Here is a 19,055-nt window from a genome sequence, read left to right as displayed (position 1 = left end):
ATTAAATATATTTGTATTATTTATGCAAAAATTTGAGCTCGAGTGGCATTCTGTCATTCCCTTGTGGCATTTATTTGCCTTTATTTTTCTTTTTGTGAATAGTGAGGACAAAATTACATCAAATCGTTGTTTGGGGCGCGTCAATGCAGCTTAGTCATTTCTCCATCCGCAATAAAATTTTGGTTTTAGGTGGTGCAGTCTCACTGATGTTCGTGATTGCAATGTTATTCATTAAATCAGCCAATGACCGAATTGGCAGCAATTTCAGTGAGTTTTACCAGCATAATTACAAAGTATCGCAATTGATTAGTCAGATCCGCCAGGCGCAAGCCGATATTATCGGTAACGTGCGGGGGTTGCAGGTGGTGTATCTGCTGGGTTTGTATGAACAAGTTCCTGAATTTAATGCGATTGTCGATAAAAACAGTGCGATCACTCCAGAACTGGTGAAAGAGCTGAAGCAAGACTACAACGGTGATCCTCAGTTGCTGGCGGACTTCGAGCAGAAGCTGTCAGTCTATCAGGCGAATACCCATCAGTTTGTGTCGGACATGGAATCGGCACCGAATCACCAGGCGCCTTATCCAGTGTTCAGAGCCTTTGTGGACAGCTATGAAGCCCTGAATTTGCAGTTCGATAAAATCCAGCAGGCCAGCGCTGAGATGGCGATTCAGGCCAATCAGGACACCTTGCAGTCGATTAAAACCGCCAATACAGTTTTTTATGTCTCTATTATTCTGGCGGTACTGATTGCGTTTGTGTTGAGTCACTGGATTGCGCGAGGTCTGGTTGGTGGGATCAGCCGTGTTAAGGCAACGGCCGAAGCTCTGGCCAGCGGCCATCTGGACGTATTGTCCAATGTGAAAGGGACAGATGAAGTTGCCCAGCTGAGCAGCGCCATTGACAGTACGGTCAACCGTCTGAACAGTACGGTGGCAGGCATCGTGCGCTCCAGCACCCTGGTGACCGAGAACAGCCGTATTTTGCAGGACGCCAATAACAATATTCAGGTTGCGGCGGGTGAGGTATCAGAGCATACCATTCAGGCTGTGACGGCGATTGAAGAGCTCTCGACCACCAGTAAGAGTATTGCGGTCAATACCTCAGATTCAGCCAGAGCTTCGGATCAGATGATGGAGCTGGCGGAGAGGGGCATTGAATCTTCCGAGCATACTCAGTCTGTGGTGCAACGGCTGGTTGCCACGCTGCAAGATACCTCGGGGGTCGTGAACGAACTGCAGGGCGAATCCCGCAAAATTGAAAGTATTCTGGAAGTGATTCGCGGGATTGCCGAGCAAACAAACCTGCTGGCCCTGAACGCGGCGATTGAAGCGGCCCGTGCCGGTGAACAGGGACGTGGCTTTGCAGTGGTCGCAGATGAAGTCCGCGGACTGGCGCAGCGCTCACAAACTTCTGTCAATGAAATTGAGCAGATGCTGGCTCAGCTGCAGCAAGCCTGCAGCAGCGCGGTGGACATGATGGCAGACAGCACCACAGAGGCTGATCAGGCCGAAGCTCGGATGTCGGAAACCAACCAGTTACTGGCAGACATCATGAGCATGATCAATCAGGTGAATGAGCAGACGCAACAGATTGCGACGGCAGCGGAAGAGCAGAGCGCGGTAGCCGCCGATATCAGCCAGAATATTCATACGGTCCAGGCGCTGTCGGACAAGACCTCATCCATTGCTTCTGAAACGGTACAATGCAGCGATGACATGCACCGTGTCAGCCAGGAAGTGGTTGAGCAGGTCAGCTTTTTTCAGGTCACTAACGCGCGTGAAGATTATCGCATCAAGGCCAGCTAAAAAAGCGACATTAACGCAACAGTTTGAAAAGTAGAAAAAATAATAAACCCGCCAATAAGATTACTGGCGGGTTTTTTCGTACATGTAAGACCTAAAGGCCTATTTATAGTAGTGTCAGCGGCTTGCTTTTTCTGTCTTAATGCTGAGATCTGGGCGCGAGATAACAGTATCGGATATCAGCGGAGTCACTGGTAACTGCCCCATTGCGTATTCACCCTTTGTGCACTATTGGGGGCGCACTAACGGGCCACTTCATCCACCAGATACAAGATCGACTGATAAGGCACGCCACTGTGGTGCGAGAGGCCGATTTCGCAGGTACGGCTGTTGCTGAAACCACGCCGGCAGTCTGGCGGAACCTGAGCTTTCAAGGGGTCCAGAGAGGCTGCATTCAGCTCAGGGACACTGAACCCTTTATCACCCGCCCAGCCACAGCACTGGATGTGCTCCGGTACGATCACAGTGCTGACGCAGGCTTTGGCGAGCTCCAGCATGTCATTTTCAAGCCCCATCTTACGACTGCTGCAGGTAATATGCAGCATCACAGTTTCATGCAGCCGTTTCAGCTCCAGATGAGGCAGAAGATAATGCAGCACCAGGCCAACAGGTTCGACAATATTCATCAGCCTGGTGAAATTTTCCACACTGCGTTTGGCGCAGGGGCTGGCATCGATCAGAATCGGGTATTTGCCCTGTTCACTGGCTTGCCAGAGCGCGTCTTCCAGCTGCTGGCTTTTTTGCATCGCGGGCTCTGTCATTCCTTTGCTGTCGTAAGGCATCCCACAGCAGAGATCGTTGATGTCCTCTGGCACAATGACATCAAACCCTGCCTTGGTAATCAGTGACAGTGTCACCTCTGTCAGCGGGCGCTGGTCGGGGTTATCTGGCTGCTGACCCATCGTACGACTGGCGCAGGTGGGCAGGTACACCACTTTTTTCTCGCCGTGTGTCGGACTGTTGCCGCTTTCAGTTAACTGATGACGATTGACTGTCGGCAACTCTGGCAGCCACTGCGGTGTGCGATTGTGGCTCCAGCGTCTGGCCGTGTCGCTGATCGCTGTCATTCTGCGCTCACCAAGCAGCGACTGTGCAGACTGCGCCACACCCAGCCCGGTTTTCACCAAGCGGGTTGTGGTGGCGAAGTGATCCGCCGTCCAGCGCGCAATGGGCGTAAAGCGCTGATATTTGTCGGTACGCAGTTTTTTGATCAGATCCCCTGTATTGATCCCCACCGGGCAGCGTTCTGCACACAGCCCCGTGGCCGCGCAGGTATCGATTCCCTGATACTGAAAGACAGATTCCAGTGCCTGCGCACCGGCTGTGTTACCGCTGCGGCGACGATGCTGCAATTCGCGGTATAACACAATGCGCTGGCGCGGGGATAACGACAGGGTCCGCGACGGACACACAGGCTCACAAAACCCGCACTCAATACAGCGATCCACCAGATCATCCGCCGCAGGCATGGGCTTCAGATGGCGTATGTGGGCGTGTGGATCGTCGTTGATGATCACGCCCGGATTCAGCAATCCTTGCGGATCGAACAGCCGCTTGATGCGCTGCATCAGCTGGTAGCCTGCTTTGCCCCATTCCAGCTCGACGTAAGGGGCCATGTTGCGACCAGTGCCATGTTCGGCTTTCAGTGAGCCCTGATACTTGACGGCCACCAACTCGGCGACGGCATCCATAAAGGCGCCGTAGCGGTCGATTTCACTCTGCGCCTCGAATCCCTGGGTGAACACAAAGTGCAGGTTACCTTCCAGCGCGTGGCCGAAAATGATGGCTTCGTGATAACCGAATTGCGCAAACAGGGCCTGTAGATCACGCACACCTTGCGCCAGATCCGCAACGGGGAAAGCCACATCTTCAATGATGACGGTGGTGCCGGTTTCCCGTACCGCGCCCACCGCAGGGAACATGCCTTTGCGGATTGCCCACAGGGTATTCACTGTGGCCGGCTCAGAGGTGAAAGGCACCGACTCAATCACGGTAAAGGCTGACAAGCTGGTCATGATGGCCTCGCACTGGCTGAGCAGTACGTCGTGGGTACTTGCCCGGCTTTCAACCAGCAAAGCGGCGGCCTCCAAATCCAGATGAGCGATAAATTCGGGCATGCCGGCTTTATCGGCAACAGAGCGCATGGCGCGGCCGTCCATCATTTCGACGGCGGAAACCGGTGTGGTCGCCAGGATTGATGTGGCTTCGCTCGCGTGTTCGATATTGCTGAAAACCAGCAGTGCAGAGGCTTTGTGAGGGTGCTCGATAACCGTCTTGTAAGTAATGTCGGCAATAAAGCCCAGTGTGCCTTCCGAACCGATCATCAGGTGTTCAAGAATATCAATCGGATCACTGAAATCGGTCAGCGCGTTCAGCGCGTAGCCTGTGGTGTTTTTGAGCCGGTATTTATGCAGGATTTTATCTTTCAGCGCCGGGTTATTGTCGACGTCTCTCTTGAGTTCAGACAACTCGCTGAGTAATGAGGCATGGCTGCGGCGGAAAGCGGCCTTACTCGCTTCATCACGGGTGTTCAGTACTGTGCCATCGGTCAGGATCACTGTCATGCCATCGACTGTACGATAGGAGTTCTGCGCCGTGCCGCAGCACATACCGCTGGCATTGTTGGCCGCGATCCCGCCAATTTTACAGGTGTTGATCGACGCGGGATCCGGCCCGATTTTACGTCCGTAAGGGGCAAGGTAACGGTTCGCATCGGCACCAATCACTCCAGGTTGCAGGGTGATTTTCAGCCCGTTGTCTTCAATGCGGTGGTTACGCCACTGATCGCTCAGGGTGATCAGCACAGAATCAGAGACTGCCTGTCCCGACAGGCTGGTGCCTGCGGCGCGGTAGGTGTAGGGAATGTCCAGCTCAGCACAGGCGCGAATCACCTCAATGACTTCATTCTGATTGTGCAGGCGAAGCACTATTTTTGGGATCAGGCGGTAGAAACTGGCATCGGTGCCATAGGCGAGGCGCTTGGCTTCGTCTGTGATGATCTGCCCGGCATCAAGCCGGGTGCCAAGCTGCTGGATCAGCTGCTGATAATTGTCCGTCATAGTTGGCCTTGCTCGTCGGCGAAAAGTGAAAGAGTCTGATGCTTTTATTTATGAATCATGAAGATACTTTGAGTGTAGCGCGTAACTGCAAACAGACTTTGCGCTTGATCTCAGCTTTCGGCGCTTCGCGGTATTTCTGTGAACAGGGTGTGAACCCAATCGCTTTCCTGATTTTCAAAAGAGAAAAACTAAAAATTTGTGATCTGACTCTATACTTGACTGTAACTGACTCTGGTCACCTGCAGAAATTTACCTGACAGCTTCCAAGCCAAGGGATAGAGCATGAACTGGTATTTGTACGCACTCAGAAAGTACGCGGTGTTCTCAGGTCGCGCGCAGCGGCAGGAGTACTGGTATTTCTTTTTGATCAACCTGGTCATTACGCTGGCGCTGGGCATCGTAGACAATTTGCTCAATACGCCGGGCGCAGGTGAGGGCACGGGTTTACTGGGCGGTGTGTACTCACTGGCGGTACTGCTCCCTTCTGTTGCGGTAGGGGTTCGGCGCTTGCACGACATCGGAAAATCAGGCTGGTGGATGTTACTGAGCCTGATCCCGGTCATCGGCTTTGTGGTCCTGCTCTTTTTCTTCGCCAGAGACGGGCAGCCTGGCCCGAATGAATACGGTAATAATCCAAAAGAAGAAAGCGGAATGGGCCATATGGCGATGTAATCATCAGCCGGACATGCCTGGTAACATTCTGTGGCTTACCCTGCTGCTGTTTCGTGCTATTTTCTTGCTGGTGACTACGAGCCAGGTTTCGAGACAGACAAGCATCATGCAGTATTTTTTCCGACGACAATTCTTAGCACACTGGGCGTTACTGTTAACGGTCTGGGTGGTGTTCGTGTGTCTGTCGAAAAACACGGCTCTGCTGGCGCTCTGCCCGAATCAATCGGTTGAGGCTGTGCAAATCATCACTGCCAGTGACATGGCCGGACATGAAGCCGCGGCAGATGCCTCTGAATGTGAGTTATCGGAACAACTGCTGCAGCTGAAGTTTCAGCAGCTTGATACGCTCTTTTTGATCCCCATTCTTTTACTGACGCTGATGCTGGCCGGTCTGTTCGGTGCAGGCTGCCTTTCTCCGCCCCCGTCTCGTGAGCCTAAAGTTCCGAAAAGACGCATTCACCTCACACTGTGTATTTTCCGGGAATAACACACAGCCCTCTGGCGTGATGCCAATAAAGTCTGTGTGTTTATTACTTAGGAAAAACAATGCAAAAAAATCAAAGATTGACCATCAAATGGCTGGCAAGCAGCTGGCTATGGCTGTGCCTGTTGTTGATGTCTGTGGCCCAGGCCTCACCTGTCAGTACGGGCTGGCTGAGCGACCCCAATCATCCGCCGATTGAAACCCGCTTTGTGCTAACCGGACAGACAGATGCTGTGAATGGCACTGTGGCTGGCTATCTGGAAGTGCGCTTGCAGCCAGGCTGGAAAACCTACTGGCGCTCTCCCGGCGAAGGGGGCGTGGCACCCAGCATCAACTGGCAGGACTCGGCGAATATTGCGGAGCTGGATTGGCAGTGGCCTGTGCCGCACAGGTATGACGTACTCGGTGTGGAAACCATCGGCTATGCTGAGGATGTCATTTTTCCGATGACCATTAAGACGGAAGATTTTTCTCAGCCGGTGATTCTGCTGGCGACTCTGAGTTTGTCTTCGTGCTCGACGGTCTGTGTAATCACCGATTATCCGATTGATTTGTCCTTTATTCCATCCAAGCTGACGCCTTCAGAGCCTGACATGCGCCGCTATGCGCAAGCGTTGAGCACTGTGCCGCAAGCCTCGTCGCTGGCCGGGATCAAGTCTGCGATCTGGGATGCGGACCAAAGCACACTGCAACTGGTGTTGAGCAATGCGCAAGGCTGGGCCAAGCCCGATCTGTTCATTGATGGCGATGCTGACGCGGTCAGAGACAGCCATTTCTCGCGTCCGGACATCAGGATTGAGGGGAACACCCTGACGGCGCAGATAGGCGTGTCGAGCTGGTTCGGTGAGCCGGATCTTGCGCAGCAAGCGCTCACAGTCACAGTGACAGACAATGCGGTGTTGGCTGAACACAGTGTCCAGGTGCAAAGCGGCATCATTAGCGCTCAGGCAGGTCACAGTCTGTTGGTGATGTTCGGTCTGGCGCTGCTGGGCGGGCTGATCCTCAATATCATGCCGTGCGTGCTGCCGGTGCTGGGGATGAAACTCTCGACAGTGCTGACGGCAGAAAAGCAGGAAAAGCGACAAATCCGACTGCAGTTTCTGGCCTCGGCCGCAGGCATCATCAGCGCATTCTGGCTGATTGCTCTGGCCCTGGCGGCGCTGAAGCTGTCCGGTCAGGCTATCGGCTGGGGGATCCAGTTCCAGAGCGGGGCCTTCCTGGCCGTAATGGTTCTGGTGACCTTCATGTTTGGTGCCAATATGCTGGGGCTGTTCACCATCAGCCTGCCATCGGGCATCAGTACCTGGCTGGGCACCAAAGGTGGCAAAGGTTATGCCGGGCATTATGCGCAAGGCATGTTTGCCACCTTTCTTGCCACGCCCTGTTCCGCACCGTTTCTCGGTACGGCGGTCGCTTTTGCCCTGGCGGGCAGTGTGGGCAATCTGGCCGTGATCTTTACCGGTCTGGGACTGGGCATGGCACTGCCCTGGATAGCAATTGCCTTATTCCCGTTGATGGTGCGATGGTTGCCTAAGCCGGGTGTCTGGATGGGCAAAATGAAAGTCCTGTTCGGGATCATGATGCTGGCGACAACACTATGGCTGCTGACGCTGCTGGCCCCGCACTGGCCAATCTGGTCGTTGTGGCTGGCAGGCATTGCGGGCGTGAGCCTGATTGTGTGGCGATCTGTCAAGGTGTTTGGCGGCAAGCCTGTCGGCGTACTGGGCAGCGTGTTTCTGCTGTTGAGCGCGGTTGTCCTGCTCACCGCCAGTCTGACGGCTGAAAAGTGGGCGACACCTTTGCCACCGGAGCCAAGCTGGCAGCCGCTGAACGTGGCTGCGATCAGCCAGCAGGTGGCCGAGGGCAACACCGTGTTTGTGGATGTGACCGCAGACTGGTGCATTACCTGTAAAGCCAACAAAGTTCGCGTTCTGCTGCAGCAACCGGTTTATGACGCGCTTCAGCAACCCGGCCTGATACGCATGCAGGGAGACTGGACCATTCCGAACGATGCTGTGACCGCCTATTTGCAGGCCAATGGCCGGTTCGGCGTGCCATTTAATATTGTTTACGGCCCGGGTGCGCCTCAGGGAATTGCGTTACCTGTGATTTACACCAGCGAGGATGTGATGCTTGCGATTCAACAGGCTCAGGGAGGATAAACCAGTGAGTGAACAGAACAGAAAACGCCCGGGGAAATGGAAAAAGTGGCTGAGAGAGATTCTCTTTTTTACTGTGCTGCTGACGGTCGTTTCCGTGGGGATGGATCTCTGGCGGAGTCAGTCGGTGCCGGATGACACACCATTTACCCTGCAAGCGCTGGATATCCAGGGTGAGCCGGTTGATATCGCGGCGCTCAGTCAAGCGCAGCCTGTGGTGGTGTATTTCTGGGCCACCTGGTGTGGCGTGTGCCGCTTTGTCACCCCGAGTGTCAATTGGCTGAGCCAGTATTATCCAACCGTGGGTATTTCTCTGACCTCCGGTACTGATCAAAAGCTGCAGCAGTATTTTGCCCATAAAGGGCTGGATTTTCAGAACGTGAATGACGAAAAAAATGTGCTGGGTCGTGAATGGGGTGTGGCGGTTACGCCGACCGTGTTCATCGTCCGTGATGGCAAGGTCACCTTTATCACCAGTGGCATCACCACACCGCCGGGCTTGCTGGCAAGGATCTGGCTGAGCTGAGGCTTGGGTTTAACTAAGGTTGATTGATTTGAAAGCCTGTCTGCCGTTGCGGCAGGCAGGCTTTTTGCTATTGAGGCAGATCCTGCCGACGGCTGAGATCCCGCGCAAGTATCAGTGCCAGCCCGATAATCTGCAGAAATAGCGCGAGGTTTCTTAACCCGGAGATGTGTGCCATCAGTTGGGTGTGCTTATCGGCCAGCGAAAGGTTATCGATAAAAAGCTGGTTGATCTTTTCTCTGAGTTGTTCCTGCTCGTGATTGAAGGCAGCCATCATGCCTGCCAGCTGATCTGTTGCCAGACCGGCAAATGTCGCATTGTGTAATGGTGCCAGTTGAGCTTGTATTTCCTGCTGAACCGGGGCGGGCAGTGGCGCGCCGCTTAGCTCACTGAGTGACACCAAGTTCAGCACTAACTCCCGCTTTCGTTCAATCCCTTCAATCTGCTGCCAGGTCAGACTGATCAGCTTTTCATGATTGTATTGCTGCTGGACGAGCTGGTTGGCATCAACCGTGGCACCGTCGATATAAACGTTGGTCATCAATGCCGAGACAATATTGAGCAATAGCCCTGTGGCGACAAGCATCCAGGTGGGAACCGACCATCTGCGCATGGATTGTAATCCTTAGTAACACTCTCTTGAGTATGACCGGGCTGGTGAGGTCGGTGTTGCATGGGTAAGACAGGGCAGGCGAAGACGCGGGTCTCAGGGGGATGCATGATATTTTTTGTCACAGATATCATTTGTTTGATCAGACGAGAGCATCAGTATTGACCTTTCCCTAAGGGAAAGCTTTAGGGTGTCGGCGTTCAGATATTCATAGGCTGGCTATGCGTCGGAAATCGCGTGTGACATTCGGGTTAATCTTATGGACCTCACTGGTACTCATGGTATCGAGTGTGGTCAATAGCACGCCTTTAATGACCTTCAGTATGATCAGTGGCAGCATGGTCACCGCTGATCATCACTGTGCCGGTATGTCTCACACGGCTGACACGGAACACGCCGAACACAGCGCACAGCAGCCATCCGGTTGCGATCATGAGATGACCATGGCGCATACTTGCTGTACCGCAACTTGTAGTCCTGCTTTTGTGCTGCCCGTCCAGTATCAGCTTTTTCCTCTGATGAGCCAGCTGGCTTTAAGACCTGCAGAGAGCAAGGCGTCTGTGGTTGACACTTCCCGGACGCTTTACCGTCCTCCCATCGCCTGAATTCATGTTTCGTCAGTTATCTCGCCGTCATCTGACGGTATGAATCATTTTTGTGTGCGCCTGCCCGACGGGAGAAGGGCACAAACGCCAACACATCAGAATCATTTTGCTGAACACATAGGAAATACCGATGAAAATAACAGGACTCGCACTCATCATGACACTGGCCTCGACGACTGCCTTTGCCGATGAAATGGGCCACGGCTCAATGGACCACGGTTCGAAGGATCATTCAACCATGGACCACAGTCAAATGGATCATTCGGAGATGAGCACGGATGGTATGAAGATGGCGGGCATGTCTGCTGTCGGCATGCCCGCCCAAGGCGCCAAACCCGACAAAGTGGTTCACGTTATTCTCTCCGATGACATGAAGATCCGCTTCAAGAAAGACGTGCAGATCGAAGCGAACGATGTGGTGCAGTTTGTGGTAATGAACACGGGAAAAATCGACCACGAGTTCTCCATTGGCTCAATGGCAGAACAGCTCAAACACCGGGAAATGATGCGTAACATGACAACCGGGCATGCCCACGACAGCGGCTCAACCGTGACGGTAAAACCAGGACAGGCAAAACAACTGCGCTGGTACTTCCACGGCGAGCCCGATGTTGAGCTCGCCTGCAATATCCCCGGCCATGCCGAAGCCGGTATGGTGAAAAGCATTCTGGTGCAGTAATCCAACCCCATCAACAGCTTGAACGCTACCCACTCAAGGAGGCACTGCCTCCTTTTTTCTCGTCGCAGAACCTGTCCCAACGCACAGATATGCAATCAAAATCTCATCAAAGCGTGAAACAGCGGCCATATCTGAATATCATCTCAAAGCGTCAAATTTCCATCATGCCATTTACTTCAATGTGAAGGGCGGTAGCGTGTCTGAAATGGACTCATCGATAGGGCTGGTCACTCCAGAGTCGTGGGTACCAGCGACGTGCGTATAAATTTGCGTGGTTGAAAGATCGGCATGCCCCAGTAACTCTTGGATAGTTCGTAAATCGGTACCCGCTTCCAGAAGTCTAGTAGCAAAAGAATGTCTGAATGTATGACATCCCGCTTTTTTATAGATGCCCGCTGTATTGATTGCCATTTTGACTTGCCGCTGGATATGACGGGCGCTGAGATGATGACGCATTTTTCGGCCTGATCTTGGATCTGTGCTGAGTTTTGGAGCTGAAAACAGGAACTGCCAACCTGTGCTTTTGGCCGCTGAAGGGTATTTCTTTGCCAGTGCAAAAGGTAGGTATACCTCACCAAATCCGTTTGCCAAGTCGAGTTGATGGCGCTGCTCTACGATTTGGATTTGTCTGGACAAGGCTTGATGTAAACTTTTGGGAAGCAGCGATTGGCGATCTTTGTCCCCTTTACCGCTTCTCACTGTTAACGCACTACGGGTGAAGTCGATGTCCTGAACACGCAATCGCAACGCCTCACTTACACGTAAACCACTACTGTACATCATCTGTGCAGCAAGTTGGTAGGGTTGAGGAATGTGCTGAATAACCGCCATCGCTTCTTGATGTGAAAAAACCACGGGTAATCGAACTTTTGGTGCAGCTCGCTTGAATGCCAACTTTTCTGTATTGAGATGAAGATATTCCCGGCACAGAAAAATCAACGCATTGAGTGCTGTCTTTTGCGTGCTCGGAGCGACATTGGCTTGCAATACCAGATGGTCAAGAAATGCAGGAATGTCATGAGCACATATTTGATTTCTCTGTTGGTAACGATGGAAAAGAATAAAGCGTCGAATCCAGTGAAAATAGGTTTTCTCAGTCGCATAAGATAACCCTCTAACCCTGATAAAAGCTCGTACTTGATCTAGAAATTTTTGTGAATGTTGATTAATCGGTGGTGGAATGTCAGTCATATTTGAACGGCTGTAAATGAACAGACCTGAGACTATAGAATATCGCTTTATTATTTCGAATCACTTGTCACTGATTGACGATGCAACGGACATGAATGATGAAATCATCTGTGAATCAGTTACATAGAAATTGATTCAAAAGCGAGATATACGACATCATGTCGTATATCTTAGTGATGAGGCTATATGATAAAGTTCGATTTTTTGTTTTATACCAGATGGTTGCGTGTTAATTTAAGTGAAGAAATATACGACAGAGTTATACGACATGATGTCGTTGAATAAAATGTTAGCTTTACAAGAAGGAGATCAGCAGTATGGCTACCACAGAAATTTCTATCGGCCCGTTTCGCGACGTCCATGACATTAATGTCACAACAATGAAAGGGCGTCGTTGCATTGTCGACATCTACAAAAATAATAGCGGCTTTGACTCAGAAGTAACCATTCTTGATGGTGTCTCAAGTCCATCTGGTAGCTGGGTGTACAACACCAAACCAGCAAGTGACTCTGCCGTCGATAACTTTGATGCAGCTATCCAGCTTATAGAAAAATACCTTTCTCAGGTAGACCCTCAGGATTCGATCAAAGATGTTCATAATCCATGCAATACGCCATTTATAAGCGAAGCAGACCAAAACAGTGTTCTATCAAATAGAGGGGTTCCTCTTAGTGTTCGAGTCAACTAAAGCTAACAAAGCAATTAAGTTCGCTCCCTTCGGTCGCCGGACGCTCGTTCCTCGCGCCGCTTATTGCGGGCGTTAACTGCCCAAGAGAAATCGAGTGAAATACGAGATTCGAGTAGAAGATAAAATCATCGGTACTACCGATTTAGAAGGTGGCGATCCGCCAATGGGTTTTGTGTTTGGCGCAGTCGATCCAACAGATTTCTATGAATCAAATGGGGGCCGTACTGCCCTCAGAATCTATATTCGTGAAACTAACGAAGAAATAGCTACCGAACATATCGCTATCGAAGATCATTCTGGAGAATTTGGCGAACAGTGCGTAGAGGTAACCGCTCTAGTAAGTTCAGCGGAAGAATACGAAAAGTTTTTTAAACACCATCTAGATGCTTATGAGAAGCAATTTAGGTAGGCAGTTAACAAACAAAGGCAGCATCGCCCCTGCGGGGCTGGACCTCGCTACGCTCGGCCGCTGCTTTGGGCGTTATGAGCTAGGAGGCAATTTCAAATGGAATACATCGTCAGACCTGCTTCAGAGTCGGATGCCGTCGGTATCAATAAAGTCTCGGAACACCTTGCTTATTCTCAATTATCTTCCGCTGAATCCAGAACAAATCTTCAAGAATTACTCGACTCTAGTCAAGACCAAGTATTTGTCGCAGAGCAGAATGGTCTAATTATTGGGTGGCTACATCTTTTCTACGCTAGACGTCTCGCGTCTGATAATTTTTTTGAAATTGGTGGTTTAGTCGTTTCGCCAGATAGTCGTGGTCATGGTGTTGGTCGAGCTTTAGTTCAATATGCTCAAGATAAAAACTCGGGTAAATTCAGGGTGCGCTGTAACGAAAAACGACTTGATGCACACAGATTTTACGAAAAGATTGGGTTTAATAGCAATAAGGTTCAGCGTGTGTTTCAAGTACGCTCATAACAAACGACTATGACGTCAATAATTAATTTCATGCTGTTTTTTCTTCCCACCTGACGCCATCGCGAAGCATCGCATTGAGGATAACAACCATCTTCCTGACACAGGCAATTATGGCTACTTTTTTCGGTTTTCCTTCAGCCAGAAGTCGCTGATAGATGCTCTTGAATACCGGGTTACATTGCATGGCCGACATCATCGCCATATACAAAACGGTCCTGACCTGAGCTCGACCACCTTGTATTTTCCTTAGCCCCTTATATCGGCCACTTTCCCGGTTCATCGGAGCCACGCCGACCAACGCGGCAGCTTGTTTGTTGGTGATATAGCCGAGTTCAGGAAGGTTGCTAATCAAAGAAGCGGCGGCGATTTTTCCGATCCCCGGCATGCTTTGCAATATGTCATTTTTAGCCTGATACTCGGGACAGCTTTCGATCAGTTGAATGAGCTTATTTTCTATTTTCTCGATCTGATTTTTGAATGTTGTCAGGATGGGTTTGATGGTCATCGCTAGGTGTTTGGGCATGATTTGAAGCCGGTTCTTTTCCATGGTTTGCATGGTAAGCAGCTGATTTCTGCGAATCACTAAGTCCGCCATCAACCGCATGCTCTCTGGTTTGAGTTGGGTTAGTGTTGGTTTGATTGCCTCAGCATAGTGGGCAATGAGTTTGGCATCGAGCTTGTCCGTTTTGGCGCGTTGGCCAATGGCCCCGGCAAAGCGTTTTACGTGAATGGGATTGGCAATCACGTAAGGCAGACCGGCCTCGGCGCAGGCCAAAATAAAAGGCATTTCCAACCGGCCGGTGGCTTCCACAACGATGCGTTGCGGTGAATGTTGTTGAATTGTTTTGATAGCTTTTTTGATGCCTTTATCATCGTTGGATATCGAGAAAAAGATATCGAGTGGACGCACGTAGATATCGAGTTGAGATTTTCCGGTATCGACGCCGATGTTTATACTTTGAAGTGTTGACGTATTCATAATAAGCTAACTCTGCATTGCGAAATTCGGGTTCGAGACCCAGTCGACTATTCGAGGTTTGTGCTTGGAGTCCCATGTAGTGTTCGTGTTTGTTATCGGTCTCTCGACAGAGGAGCCAGCGTTTAATCGAACTACTACATGGAAAGCTTTAGTTGCAGCTAAAGCCTGGGTCTCACTTTATCCAAATTCGTGGTTTATTATCCATACAAACTGTTTAAGAGTGATTCGCAACGCGAGGCATTTTTACTATGCGTTGGTTTAAGTGATTAAGGTGGTATTCGGCAATATCGGTATTGCGTTGCTCACACCTTAACAGGGCGTTAAATGCTCAAGTGTTTATTCCTGTGTTGTAATAAATGATGCTTAATAACTATAAGGAAATTGTCTGAAATGAACCATAAGATGTATCTGTTTTCATTAGACTACGGTAATCGAGCGGAAGAAAAGATTTTTGTCAAAGAAATACTCGATAGATTCGACAGTCAGACTCTCGTAGGGTGTGGAACATTAATTAATAACAACCCGTACAATTTAGAGTTGTTTCTTTTCTTAAACTTTGAAAAAGACGACCGTGATTTTGATCATTGGTTGTCTGTTCATTACCCAAACAAAAGCCGTACGTTTAATGTGTTAATGGATGAGCTTACAGAAGCTGCATTCTCCAGACGCGGGTATTCAATTACTACATTTTGTGACTCAGAAGAAGTAGATATTATATTCTCAAGCGAAGCTAATGAATTGTTCTTGTTCCCAGATCGGGGACGAATGTATGAAGTATGGGGTGCACCTATTATGCAAAAGCAAAAAATATTCTTGTCACATTCATCGCGAGACAAACATGTAGTTGATGATTATTTTAGTGAACTACAAAAATCACAAATCAAAGCTTGGTATGACAAAGAGGAGATAATTCCTGGAGACAGCATAACGTCTCGAATTAATGAAGGGCTAAATGAGTGTGATTTGGGTGTACTTTTCATGTCTAACAATTTCTTGTCTAAATATTCAGGCTGGACAGAGGCTGAATCAAACTTCTTTATTAGTAACCGTATGAAAAAAAATAAATCCCTGATTGTTGTAAATTTAGGGGTTGAATATGAGAATATTCCTCCATTGCTACAAGATTACTTGTACATTGATGGCAGAAAAGATACTGCAATTGACGAGCTTATTTTTGCGGCAAAGAAACAATTAGAACGCATTTAACAAACAATTTAAGTGGATTCTCAACGCGTGGCAGTTTTACTATGCGTCAGGCGCCGTATTTACGGCGCAAGAATTACAAGGACAGACACATTAAGGGGAACTTGATGACGTTGTTGTTTTTTCATGTGCCAGCCCAAATGCAATTCGATGTGAGGCACCATAGGCTTCCATACCGGTGGCGGTATGTGGCGTGTTGGCAAAAGTATCAAGGACTTTGATCGCGATATTATTTGCGGATCAACAGCTTGCCAGGGTGACCGTCACTTTGGAGACTGATATTATGTTTGGCTCAATCAATGCCGTAGACAGAAGGGGCATGGTTGCTACTGGTGATTTTGGGATTAAACTTACCCAGCGCGCCAAAGCTTGATCCTGAAAAGGGGGAGCCCATGACAATTGTTAGGCAATGATGAATGTTAGGCAACGATGAAAAAGCAACGTCCCACAATTCCAATTTCTGAGTGGAAATTGGCTATTCACCTAGAGGCTACCCGCGAGATTCAAAATCAAAAAGGTATGCCTGCGTATGATTGTAACTGTGAATGGTGTTATACATGGAAGCATTGCTCGAGGGCGGTTCTTCCTGAAGCGTTACAGGAGCAACTCACAAGAATTGGGGTGGATCTGAATCATCCTACTGATTTATATAAATTTGAAAGTGATGAGAGCCATTCAAGTATCAGGGTTGTTTATCATGCGGTGGGACGGATTATTGACGGGCCCAACCAGTGGAAAACAACGGAAATGGGTAAAATGCGAATCTATGTGACAATCAGGGAAAAGCCTTACTTGTCCTTGGCTGTGTTCCCGCAGAGCCAATCCCATGAGAAAGCCCCTGCACTAAAAAATCATACAGCGGGTGAGTTAATTTGCATTGATTTCCGTCTTTCCATACCAAACGAGATAATAAAAGGTAATGTGCCAAGTCTTGCCTAGCAAAGCGACTTGAACTCCCGGTTGTCAACAGTAGCACGAGGTACACAAGTTTTGAGACTGCCGCTCCACATTCGTTCTGTTACTGACTTTGGTGGCATACCCCTGAAGACACTGCGTGGCTGGTGCTCCTCATACGTTAGACAGCATCCAACGCGCCCGCTGTATTATCTTTTCGGCATTGACTGGCGTGCATAGGAATTACCAGGACAGTCACCTTACAGAACACAAGCGAAATAGTCCCTCTGCCTGGTTGAGCCTCGGGCGGGCATTGTCTACAATGGCGCACTTTGTACAGACATCAGGTCATGAAAATGAGCGATACGAACAATAAACCAGCTTTACCCGATCATCTTTCCGGTAACCCGCGCAGTCCACACTATGTAGAAGCGTGTTTTGAGCACCATATTGGCATTCGTCTGAATGGTAAAGAGCGCACTGATGTTGAAGAATATTGCATCAGTGAGGGCTGGGTTAAAATCCCATCACCGAAAGCAAAAGATCGTTTTGGTCAGCCAATGCTGATCAAACTGAAAGGCCAAGTAGAAGCTTTTTATAAATAAGCAAGAAGCTTTCTATAAATAAGTCGTTTCTTACTGCTTATCATCCAACACATAGAGTGAGAGAACTACTGACTCTATGTGTTTTCTTAATTGTCTGTAAAACCTCTCGACGGATTTCTTATTCCCATACTCGTTATTGATATTTTTTAATAAACCTTTGGCGTTTATTGAAACTTAATTGTTTATGTCATTCATGCGTGACAATATGCGCTTTATTTATCCCTGATTAAGACGCGATATAAAAAGGAGGTAATTTTGAACCAGGACGATCTGAAAATCGATCAATTACCGATTCAAAAAGAACTCATTCATTCTGCATGTGCTGCTTTTTACCCGGATGAACATGTGATTGCTGCTGTGTTGCTGGGCTCACTTGCAGCCGGTACGGGTGATCGTGTTTCGGACGCAGACATAATCGTTTTCACCCAAGGTTTTTGTCATCACTCCATTGATGCCTGTTTTTCAGATTTTGAATCAGGGAAAGATATTTTCTATTGTCTTGACGGAATTCATAACGAGAATGCCTATTTCAAGAAGTACATATTCAATGATCTGACAAGTGCTGAGATTCATTGTTTAGATTTAAGTGAACCCTTTTATATATCCAAACCGTTTAACGTGCTATTCGATAAAAAGGGTATCGTAGAAAGCCGGTTAACCGACGAAGCTGCACCTAAGCATGAAGATTTTCCAGTCTACACTCATGGTGATAAAGGTTTAATCTGGGAGCTGTTTGACTGCATCAAGTGGCTCAGTCGTGACAATCATGACCTAGCAAAATCGTACCTTAAGAAGTTATCAGAAAAACTCTGACTGCTTGTATGGCAAGGGATTGTGTCATGAAAATTCAAAGGTCGTTGTGTTTTCATCCTATGTGCGATCATGTTTATACGCCATGAATCACACCCATTCGACAGACGTTATTGTGAGCTTAACTTCATGGAGGAGAGTGACTTGTGATATTCCCGAAAGCCTTATCGATTGGTGACAAAATAGGCTTCTTTTCACCGTCATCACCCGCAACAGTATTCGCACCCAATCGATTTTCAAGAGCGAAAGCTTACTTGGAAAATCACGGCTTTGAGCTGGTTGAAGGCTCACTGACAGGATGTTCAGATTCATACCGCTCTGGATCAATTCAGGCCAGGGCTGAAGAGCTCAATCAGCTTATTCGAGATCCAAGCATTCGATGCATTATGTCGACCATTGGTGGTAATAACAGTAATTCATTATTGCCATACATTGATTACGAGGCCCTGAGAAAAGATCCAAAAATCATTGTTGGTTATTCCGATGCTACAGCGATATTGCTTGGTATTTATGCGCAAACGGGTCTCGTGACTTTCTATGGGCCCGCTTTAGTCGCCTCTTTTGGTGAGTATCCACCTTTAGTGGATGAAACTTTTCAGTCATTTCTGGATATATTGAGCTCAGAGAAACGTGAATATCAATATGTCATGCCTGAACGCTGGACAGACGTTAAACAGGATTGGGAAACACAAAATACGGCAAAGCCTGTTTTTAGCAACGAATGGACATTTCTCGGGTGCGGAAAAGTTACCGGGCGTATTATTGGCGGTAATCTGAATACCATGGCAGGAATTTGGGGAAGCCGTTATATGCCTGAGATACACTCAGGTGACATACTGCTGATTGAGGACTCGTTAAAAGGAATTGAAACTGTTGAACGATCGTTTGCTCACTTAAAGGCTTGTGGTGTTTTTGACAAGGTTGGGGCGATAGTGCTGGGTAAACATGAGCTTTTTGATGATAGAGGCACTAATCGTTCACCATTGGATGTCTTGCTTGAAGTGCTTCATGGTCAGAACATCCCCATATTTTATGGTTTTGACAGTTGTCATACCCATCCGATGTTGGTGACGCCATTAGGTGTCCAAGCCAGCATTGACTTTGATAATCAGGTTTTTCAGCTGGAAAGCCCGTGGTTATCTGGGATGTAACCAATGATT

General features: G+C 48.9%; 19 protein-coding genes. 15 read left to right on the top strand and 4 right to left on the bottom strand.

Translation table 11 applies throughout. The features are described 5' to 3' along the window. Positions 1-143: 143 nt before the first annotated feature. Entirely contained in the window at positions 144-1,808 is a 1,665-nt protein-coding gene (locus P4S53_RS17835; RefSeq protein ID WP_337113735.1) for a methyl-accepting chemotaxis protein, read from the top strand. 239 nt (positions 1,809-2,047) lie between these two features. On the opposite strand, the gene P4S53_RS17830 is transcribed toward P4S53_RS17835, so the two are convergent. Beyond that, entirely contained in the window at positions 2,048-4,864 is a 2,817-nt protein-coding gene (locus P4S53_RS17830; protein ID WP_337113734.1) for an FAD-binding and (Fe-S)-binding domain-containing protein, read from the bottom strand. A gap of 282 nt (positions 4,865-5,146) precedes the next feature. On the opposite strand from P4S53_RS17830, the gene P4S53_RS17825 reads away from it, so the two are divergent. From P4S53_RS17825 to P4S53_RS17810, 4 genes are read left to right on the top strand one after another with little or no spacing between them, the layout of a single operon-like run. Continuing rightward, the gene (locus P4S53_RS17825) at positions 5,147-5,536 is read left to right on the top strand and encodes a DUF805 domain-containing protein (protein ID WP_337113733.1); all 390 of its coding nucleotides are present in this window, start codon (positions 5,147-5,149) and stop codon (positions 5,534-5,536) included. Between the two features lie 13 nt (positions 5,537-5,549). Further along, the gene (locus P4S53_RS17820; RefSeq protein WP_337113732.1) at positions 5,550-6,023 is read left to right on the top strand and encodes a hypothetical protein; all 474 of its coding nucleotides are present in this window, start codon (positions 5,550-5,552) and stop codon (positions 6,021-6,023) included. A 59-nt stretch (positions 6,024-6,082) separates the two neighbouring features. Further along, complete coding sequence (locus P4S53_RS17815) at positions 6,083-8,182, top strand: protein-disulfide reductase DsbD family protein (RefSeq protein ID WP_337113731.1); 2,100 nt, start codon at positions 6,083-6,085, stop codon at positions 8,180-8,182. A gap of 4 nt (positions 8,183-8,186) precedes the next feature. Next, positions 8,187-8,705, top strand: a complete 519-nt coding sequence (locus P4S53_RS17810; protein WP_337113730.1) for a protein disulfide oxidoreductase — start codon at positions 8,187-8,189, stop codon at positions 8,703-8,705. Between the two features lie 67 nt (positions 8,706-8,772). Here P4S53_RS17810 and P4S53_RS17805 read toward each other — a convergent pair whose 3' ends face one another. Then, positions 8,773-9,315: a hypothetical protein gene (locus P4S53_RS17805; protein ID WP_337113729.1), complete on the bottom strand. Its 543-nt coding sequence runs from the start codon at positions 9,313-9,315 to the stop codon at positions 8,773-8,775. Between the two features lie 236 nt (positions 9,316-9,551). On the opposite strand from P4S53_RS17805, the gene P4S53_RS17800 reads away from it, so the two are divergent. Both P4S53_RS17800 and copI read left to right on the top strand, forming a co-directional pair. Then, positions 9,552-9,917 (top strand): hypothetical protein, encoded by a 366-nt coding sequence (locus P4S53_RS17800; protein WP_337113728.1) that lies wholly within the window; start codon positions 9,552-9,554, stop codon positions 9,915-9,917. A gap of 130 nt (positions 9,918-10,047) precedes the next feature. Further along, positions 10,048-10,596, top strand: a complete 549-nt coding sequence (gene copI, locus P4S53_RS17795; protein WP_337113727.1) for a copper-resistant cuproprotein CopI — start codon at positions 10,048-10,050, stop codon at positions 10,594-10,596. A gap of 171 nt (positions 10,597-10,767) precedes the next feature. Here copI and P4S53_RS17790 read toward each other — a convergent pair whose 3' ends face one another. Then, positions 10,768-11,787: an integron integrase gene (locus tag P4S53_RS17790; RefSeq protein ID WP_337113726.1), complete on the bottom strand. Its 1,020-nt coding sequence runs from the start codon at positions 11,785-11,787 to the stop codon at positions 10,768-10,770. 317 nt (positions 11,788-12,104) lie between these two features. Between P4S53_RS17790 and P4S53_RS17785 the strand changes: the two genes are divergently transcribed. From P4S53_RS17785 to P4S53_RS17775, 3 genes are all read left to right on the top strand, one after another. Continuing rightward, a complete protein-coding gene (locus P4S53_RS17785) occupies positions 12,105-12,476 on the top strand; it encodes a hypothetical protein (protein ID WP_337113725.1) in 372 nt (123 codons plus the stop codon). A gap of 94 nt (positions 12,477-12,570) precedes the next feature. Further along, complete coding sequence (locus P4S53_RS17780; protein WP_337113724.1) at positions 12,571-12,885, top strand: hypothetical protein; 315 nt, start codon at positions 12,571-12,573, stop codon at positions 12,883-12,885. A gap of 96 nt (positions 12,886-12,981) precedes the next feature. Continuing rightward, complete coding sequence (locus P4S53_RS17775; RefSeq protein WP_337113723.1) at positions 12,982-13,404, top strand: GNAT family N-acetyltransferase; 423 nt, start codon at positions 12,982-12,984, stop codon at positions 13,402-13,404. A gap of 28 nt (positions 13,405-13,432) precedes the next feature. On the opposite strand, the gene P4S53_RS17770 is transcribed toward P4S53_RS17775, so the two are convergent. After that, positions 13,433-14,383, bottom strand: a complete 951-nt coding sequence (locus P4S53_RS17770) for an IS110 family transposase (protein WP_337113722.1) — start codon at positions 14,381-14,383, stop codon at positions 13,433-13,435. A gap of 390 nt (positions 14,384-14,773) precedes the next feature. Here P4S53_RS17770 and P4S53_RS17765 point away from each other — a divergent pair, with 390 nt between their 5' ends. The 5 genes from P4S53_RS17765 (at position 14,774) to P4S53_RS17745 (ending at position 19,046) form a co-directional block, all read left to right on the top strand. Continuing rightward, positions 14,774-15,589 (top strand): toll/interleukin-1 receptor domain-containing protein, encoded by an 816-nt coding sequence (locus P4S53_RS17765; protein ID WP_337113721.1) that lies wholly within the window; start codon positions 14,774-14,776, stop codon positions 15,587-15,589. A gap of 426 nt (positions 15,590-16,015) precedes the next feature. Beyond that, positions 16,016-16,525 carry a hypothetical protein gene (locus P4S53_RS17760; RefSeq protein ID WP_337113720.1) on the top strand — a complete coding sequence of 170 codons (510 nt, stop codon included), beginning with the start codon at positions 16,016-16,018 and terminating at the stop codon, positions 16,523-16,525. 311 nt (positions 16,526-16,836) lie between these two features. Beyond that, positions 16,837-17,085: a DUF3297 family protein gene (locus tag P4S53_RS17755; RefSeq protein ID WP_161456581.1), complete on the top strand. Its 249-nt coding sequence runs from the start codon at positions 16,837-16,839 to the stop codon at positions 17,083-17,085. Positions 17,086-17,340: 255 nt separating this feature from the next. After that, positions 17,341-17,898: a hypothetical protein gene (locus P4S53_RS17750; protein WP_337113719.1), complete on the top strand. Its 558-nt coding sequence runs from the start codon at positions 17,341-17,343 to the stop codon at positions 17,896-17,898. A 143-nt stretch (positions 17,899-18,041) separates the two neighbouring features. Then, the gene (locus P4S53_RS17745; RefSeq protein ID WP_337113718.1) at positions 18,042-19,046 is read left to right on the top strand and encodes a S66 family peptidase; all 1,005 of its coding nucleotides are present in this window, start codon (positions 18,042-18,044) and stop codon (positions 19,044-19,046) included. Positions 19,047-19,055: the final 9 nt, after the last annotated feature.

Origin of the sequence: Photobacterium sp. Hal280 (assembly GCF_037162255.1) — a bacterium.
In the GTDB taxonomy this organism is placed as follows: Bacteria; Pseudomonadota; Gammaproteobacteria; order Enterobacterales; family Vibrionaceae; genus Photobacterium.
This window is presented reverse-complemented; position numbering and strand designations above follow the sequence as displayed.

What these genes read in the sequence shown, in the direction of transcription:
- P4S53_RS17755 (WP_161456581.1), top strand. Translation starts at nt 16,837, where the DNA reads ATGAGCGATACGAACAATAAACCAGCTTTACCCGATCATCTTTCCGGT.
- P4S53_RS17790 (WP_337113726.1), bottom strand. Translation starts at nt 11,787, where the DNA reads ATGACTGACATTCCACCACCGATTAATCAACATTCACAAAAATTTCTA.
- P4S53_RS17820 (WP_337113732.1), top strand. Translation starts at nt 5,550, where the DNA reads ATGCCTGGTAACATTCTGTGGCTTACCCTGCTGCTGTTTCGTGCTATT.
- P4S53_RS17830 (WP_337113734.1), bottom strand. Translation starts at nt 4,864, where the DNA reads ATGACGGACAATTATCAGCAGCTGATCCAGCAGCTTGGCACCCGGCTT.
- P4S53_RS17835 (WP_337113735.1), top strand. Translation starts at nt 144, where the DNA reads ATGCAGCTTAGTCATTTCTCCATCCGCAATAAAATTTTGGTTTTAGGT.
- P4S53_RS17785 (WP_337113725.1), top strand. Translation starts at nt 12,105, where the DNA reads ATGGCTACCACAGAAATTTCTATCGGCCCGTTTCGCGACGTCCATGAC.
- P4S53_RS17825 (WP_337113733.1), top strand. Translation starts at nt 5,147, where the DNA reads ATGAACTGGTATTTGTACGCACTCAGAAAGTACGCGGTGTTCTCAGGT.
- copI (WP_337113727.1), top strand. Translation starts at nt 10,048, where the DNA reads ATGAAAATAACAGGACTCGCACTCATCATGACACTGGCCTCGACGACT.
- P4S53_RS17760 (WP_337113720.1), top strand. Translation starts at nt 16,016, where the DNA reads ATGAAAAAGCAACGTCCCACAATTCCAATTTCTGAGTGGAAATTGGCT.
- P4S53_RS17765 (WP_337113721.1), top strand. Translation starts at nt 14,774, where the DNA reads ATGAACCATAAGATGTATCTGTTTTCATTAGACTACGGTAATCGAGCG.
- P4S53_RS17815 (WP_337113731.1), top strand. Translation starts at nt 6,083, where the DNA reads ATGCAAAAAAATCAAAGATTGACCATCAAATGGCTGGCAAGCAGCTGG.
- P4S53_RS17805 (WP_337113729.1), bottom strand. Translation starts at nt 9,315, where the DNA reads ATGCGCAGATGGTCGGTTCCCACCTGGATGCTTGTCGCCACAGGGCTA.
- P4S53_RS17775 (WP_337113723.1), top strand. Translation starts at nt 12,982, where the DNA reads ATGGAATACATCGTCAGACCTGCTTCAGAGTCGGATGCCGTCGGTATC.
- P4S53_RS17770 (WP_337113722.1), bottom strand. Translation starts at nt 14,383, where the DNA reads ATGAATACGTCAACACTTCAAAGTATAAACATCGGCGTCGATACCGGA.